We start from the raw sequence: 5,157 nt of genomic DNA, 5'->3' as shown, positions 1-5,157 counted from the left end.
TATAAATATTCTTTTAAGGGGTGATCGCTGATCAAGGAGTAAATATCAGACGATCAGTATAAGATCCTACGTATCAAGTATGGTTATCACCTCGTGAAACTTGTTAGGGCGGTGATGAAGATCAACATACTTGTTCGTTATTTTGAGTAGCATGCGTTACTCGAAATTGCTTAGTTTAGAGAGAGGAACGGGATATGCAGCAGAACATTTGCCCGACTTGCAATGTCGAACTGGAATGGACAGGACAATACCATTGTGAACAGTGTGAATCGGATTTTAAAAAAGTAGGTTTTTGCCCTGATTGTGAGGCGGAGCTGGAGAAGCTGCAAGCATGCGGTGCTGCGAGTTACTTTTGCAATGTGTGTAATGAACTCAAGTCAAAATCACGTGTCCGATTTGAGTTCCAGAAAATCAGTTAACCAGAGTTTGTATTCAGTTAACGGTAGAGCGAACGTCGCCTTCGGCTAATCGAGTAATCAATACATCTCCCGATTTTACATCTGAAGATTGAGTAATTACTTTACCTTGCTCAGTTTGAGTAATTGAGTAACCTCGTTTCAATGTCGCTAGTGGGCTGACGGTGTCTAACTTCTCTGCAGCAATCGCGAGTTGATGGCGCATAGTCAGTAACTTGCGATCCATTGCATCCATGAGCTTTTGCTCAACACGTTCTAGCTTCGACTTCTGCTCGGCAAGGCGTGTTACAGGAGAATTCAATTGCAGCCGATAATGTTGACGCTCGATTCGCTGTTGACGCAAGGCAATAAAACGACTCATCGCTCGCTGTAAGCGCATGTCCAACTCATCTAACTGTTGCGTCTGACGTTGCAAGCGATAGCTTGGGTGCTGTCTCTCTAGACGGTGCACTAATTGAGCAGATTGCTGCTTTTGTTGTGCTAGGTAGTAACGCATCGCGCTCGCTAACTTATGCTGGCGGGTAACTAAAGCTTGATCTTTGTGGCTGTTATCACGGCTTACTAGCTCAGCGGCTGCTGATGGAGTAGGCGCGCGTACGTCGGCGACAAAATCAGCTATTGTCACGTCAACTTCATGTCCAACGGCGCTAATAATAGGAATTTGGCTTGCTGCAATCGTGCGAGCTAATATCTCGTTGTTAAAGCACCATAAGTCTTCTAATGAACCACCACCTCGGCCCACAATTAGCACATCACATTCATCACGGCTGTTAGCGCGACCAATGGCTTGTGCAATTTGAATGGCTGCGTCCTCACCTTGTACCACTGTCGGATAAATCACAACAGGTAGGGAAGGATCACGACGTTTCAATACGTCTAAGATATCGTAAAGCGCGGCACCAGTTTTCGATGTGATGACGCCAACACGTTTAGGGTGCTCAGGCAAAGATTGCTTATTGATTTGCGCGAACAACCCTTCTGCTGCAAGCTTCATTTTCAGCTCTTCAAACTCTTGTTGAAGACGGCCATCACCTTCCGGTTGCATGCTTTCGATGATCAATTGGTAGTCACCGCGAGGCTCATAAAGAGACAGACGAGCTTTTACTAGGACTTGATTACCGTTAGCGGGTTTGAAAGTAACGCGGCGATTGTTACCACGAAACATGGCACATTTAACTTGAGCGCGAGAGTCTTTAAGAGTGAGGTACCAGTGACCAGAGACAGGAGCTGAAAAGTTGGATATCTCTCCGACGAGCCAAACGATCCCCATTTCGTTTTCAAGGAGTAAACGAACTTCTGCGTTGAGACGAGAAACAGTAAAGATGTTTTGATTGGTCTTGGAGAGCACAGCTAATCTCTTAGACGTGAGTATGGAAATTAGCGGTAATATAATACATAGCAAGGGGGTAATTGCAAGAAAAAAATTAAAAAATTTGTGGTCAAGCGATTGCGTTAACCGTATAATCCCTCCGCAATATCTAATCCAAATGTAGCTTGTTGCTAACACAGGTTACCCTCATTATGCGAAACGATGAGATTGGATTGTTCTTTTTACTCTTCTAATTGTGAGATATTGCAAATGCTAAGAATTGCCAAAGAAGCGCTGACATTCGATGACGTACTACTTGTGCCAGCACACTCCACCGTTCTCCCAAACACAGCTGATCTTCGCACTCAGCTAACTAAGAACATCACCCTAAACATCCCAATGATTTCAGCGTCTATGGACACTGTTACTGAAGCTCGTCTAGCAATTGCGCTAGCGCAAGAGGGTGGCATTGGCTTTATCCACAAGAACATGTCTATTGAGCAGCAGGCAGCCGAAGTTCGTAAAGTTAAGAAGTTCGAAGCTGGTATGGTAACTGACGCGGTTACTGTAAACCCTGACGCGACCATCGCTGATGTTGTTGCACTCACTGAAAAGCATGGTTTTGCAGGTTTCCCTGTTGTCACTGAGAGCAATGAGCTTGTTGGTATTATCACTGGTCGTGACGTTCGTTTTGTGACGGACCTTTCTAAGAAAGTATCTTCAGTAATGACGCCAAAAGAGAAGTTGGCAGCAGTTAAAGAAGGTGCAACACGAGAAGAAGTGCAAGAGAAAATGCACGAAGCTCGTGTAGAGAAAGTATTGGTTGTGAATGATGAGTTCCAACTAACCGGTATGATTACTGCGAAAGACTTCCACAAAGCAGAACGTAAACCAAACGCATGTAAAGATGAGCGTGGTCGCCTACGTGTTGGCGCAGCCGTTGGTGCTGGCGCTGGTAACGAAGAGCGTGTTGCTGCTCTAGTTGAAGCAGGCGTTGACATTCTACTTATCGACTCTTCACACGGACATTCTGAAGGTGTACTAAACCGCATCCGCGAAACTCGCGCTGCTTACCCAGATCTAGACATCATCGGTGGTAACGTAGCAACTGGTGCTGGTGCTAAAGCACTAATCGAAGCTGGCGTAAGCGCAGTGAAAGTGGGTATCGGACCTGGTTCTATCTGTACAACTCGTATTGTAACGGGTGTGGGAGTTCCACAAATCACTGCAATCGCAGATGCGGCAGAAGTGGCTAATGATTATGGTATTCCGGTTATTGCTGACGGTGGTATCCGTTTCTCAGGTGATATCTGTAAAGCAATCGTAGCAGGCGCATCATGTGTGATGGTTGGTTCTATGTTTGCTGGTACTGAAGAAGCGCCGGGTGAAGTGATTCTATACAATGGCCGTTCTTACAAATCTTACCGCGGCATGGGTTCTCTTGGTGCTATGTCTCAAGGTTCTTCTGACCGTTACTTCCAGTCTGACAACGCAGCGGACAAGCTAGTACCAGAAGGTATCGAAGGTCGTATCGCATACAAAGGCCGTCTAAAAGAGATCGTACACCAACAAATGGGTGGTCTACGTTCAAGCATGGGTCTAACTGGTTCTGCAACTATCGAAGATATGCGTACGAAAGCTGAATTTGTACGTATCTCTGGTGCAGGTATGCAAGAGTCTCATGTACACGATGTTCAAATTACTAAGGAAGCGCCGAACTACCGTCTAGGGAACTAATTACCCAACGGAAACGTTTGCTTTTTCCTTGAAGCATTAAGAAGAGGCGAGTACACTCGCCTCGGTTTTAATCACTTAGCCTTAAAAAGACTGCTCAAAATGACTAAAAATATCCATGACCAACGTATTCTGATCTTGGACTTCGGTTCTCAGTACACTCAATTAGTAGCACGCCGCGTACGTGAAATCGGCGTTTACTGTGAACTATGGAGCTGGGATGTAGAAGAAGCGGATATTCGCGAATTCAACCCAGATGGCATTATCCTATCTGGCGGTCCAGAAAGCGTAACGGAAGAGAACTCTCCACGCGCGCCTCAATATGTGTTTGACTCTGGCGTTCCTCTACTTGGCGTATGTTACGGCATGCAAACTATGGCGGAACAACTAGGAGGCAAAGTAGCGGGCTCTAACGAACGTGAGTTTGGCTACGCTCAGGTTAAAGTTTCTGGTGAATGTGCTCTATTTAAAGACCTTGAAGCAACTCAAGACGTTTGGATGAGCCATGGCGACAAAGTAGTAGAGATCCCAGCCGATTTCGTAAAAGTTGGTGAGACAGACACTTGTCCTTACGCTGCGATGGCGAACGAAGAGAAGAAATACTACGGTGTTCAGTTCCACCCAGAAGTGACACACACAAAAGGTGGCCTACAAATGCTTGAGAACTTTGTTCTTGGCGTATGTGGCTGTGAGCGTCTATGGACTTCGGAATCTATCATCGAAGACGCGGTTGCTCGCATTAAAGAGCAAGTGGGTGACGACGAAGTTATCCTAGGTCTATCTGGTGGTGTTGATTCATCGGTAGTTGCGATGCTGGTTCATCGCGCAATCGGCGACAAGCTAACGTGTGTATTTGTTGATAACGGTCTACTTCGTCTAAACGAAGGTCAACAAGTAATGGATATGTTCGGCGACCAATTTGGTTTGAACATCATCAAAGTTGACGCTGAAGAACGCTTCCTAAAAGCACTTGAAGGCAAGTCTGACCCAGAAGAGAAGCGTAAGACTATCGGTCACGTATTCGTAGATGTATTCGATGAAGAGTCTAAGAAGCTGAAAAACGCGAAATGGCTAGCTCAAGGTACGATTTATCCTGATGTAATCGAGTCAGCTGCATCTAAGACTGGTAAAGCGCACGTGATCAAATCGCACCACAACGTGGGCGGTCTTCCAGATGACATGGAAATGGGTCTTGTTGAGCCACTACGTGAGTTGTTCAAAGATGAAGTTCGTAAGATTGGTCTAGAATTAGGCCTGCCTTACAACATGCTTTACCGCCACCCATTCCCGGGTCCAGGTCTAGGTGTTCGTGTTCTTGGTGAAATCAAGAAAGAGTACTGTGACTTGCTACGCCGTGCTGATGCTATCTTTATTGAAGAGCTTCACGCAGCTGATCTATACAACAAAGTATCTCAAGCGTTCACGGTATTCCTACCAGTACGTTCTGTTGGTGTAATGGGCGATGGCCGTAAGTACGATTGGGTTGTGTCTCTACGTGCGGTAGAAACTATCGACTTCATGACTGCTCATTGGGCACACCTACCATACGACTTCCTAGGTAAGGTATCTAACCGTATTATCAACGAAGTTGATGGCATTTCTCGTGTTGTTTACGACATTTCAGGTAAGCCACCAGCGACTATCGAGTGGGAATAATTTTCCTCTAGACAGTTGAGTTTATAAGAACCAGCCTTCGGG

At 45.8% G+C, this 5,157-nt stretch carries 4 protein-coding genes; 3 read left to right on the top strand and 1 reads right to left on the bottom strand.

What is annotated here, in order from left to right; all coding sequences use genetic code 11:
* The first annotated feature begins 194 nt into the window (after positions 1–194).
* Positions 195–419 carry a zinc ribbon domain-containing protein gene (locus CAG68_RS14550; protein ID WP_031780210.1) on the top strand — a complete coding sequence of 75 codons (225 nt, stop codon included), beginning with the start codon at positions 195–197 and terminating at the stop codon, positions 417–419.
* 13 nt (positions 420–432) lie between these two features.
* Here CAG68_RS14550 and xseA read toward each other — a convergent pair whose 3' ends face one another.
* Positions 433–1,764: an exodeoxyribonuclease VII large subunit gene (gene xseA / locus CAG68_RS14545; protein WP_017633909.1), complete on the bottom strand. Its 1,332-nt coding sequence runs from the start codon at positions 1,762–1,764 to the stop codon at positions 433–435.
* A gap of 231 nt (positions 1,765–1,995) precedes the next feature.
* Here xseA and guaB point away from each other — a divergent pair, with 231 nt between their 5' ends.
* Positions 1,996–3,462, top strand: a complete 1,467-nt coding sequence (gene guaB, locus CAG68_RS14540) for an IMP dehydrogenase (RefSeq protein ID WP_017633908.1) — start codon at positions 1,996–1,998, stop codon at positions 3,460–3,462.
* Positions 3,463–3,561: 99 nt separating this feature from the next.
* Positions 3,562–5,115, top strand: a complete 1,554-nt coding sequence (gene guaA / locus CAG68_RS14535; RefSeq protein ID WP_005381685.1) for a glutamine-hydrolyzing GMP synthase — start codon at positions 3,562–3,564, stop codon at positions 5,113–5,115.
* The last annotated feature ends 42 nt before the right edge of the window (positions 5,116–5,157 follow it).

The sequence above is a fragment of the Vibrio sp. V42_P2S4T144 genome, from assembly GCF_009904715.1.
Classification (GTDB): domain Bacteria; phylum Pseudomonadota; class Gammaproteobacteria; order Enterobacterales; family Vibrionaceae; genus Vibrio; species Vibrio alginolyticus.
The sequence above is the reverse complement of the archived record's forward strand: the minus strand, read 5'-3'. Positions and strand labels throughout refer to the sequence as shown.

What these genes read in the sequence shown, in the direction of transcription:
- guaA (WP_005381685.1), top strand. Translation starts at nt 3,562, where the DNA reads ATGACTAAAAATATCCATGACCAACGTATTCTGATCTTGGACTTCGGT.
- CAG68_RS14550 (WP_031780210.1), top strand. Translation starts at nt 195, where the DNA reads ATGCAGCAGAACATTTGCCCGACTTGCAATGTCGAACTGGAATGGACA.
- guaB (WP_017633908.1), top strand. Translation starts at nt 1,996, where the DNA reads ATGCTAAGAATTGCCAAAGAAGCGCTGACATTCGATGACGTACTACTT.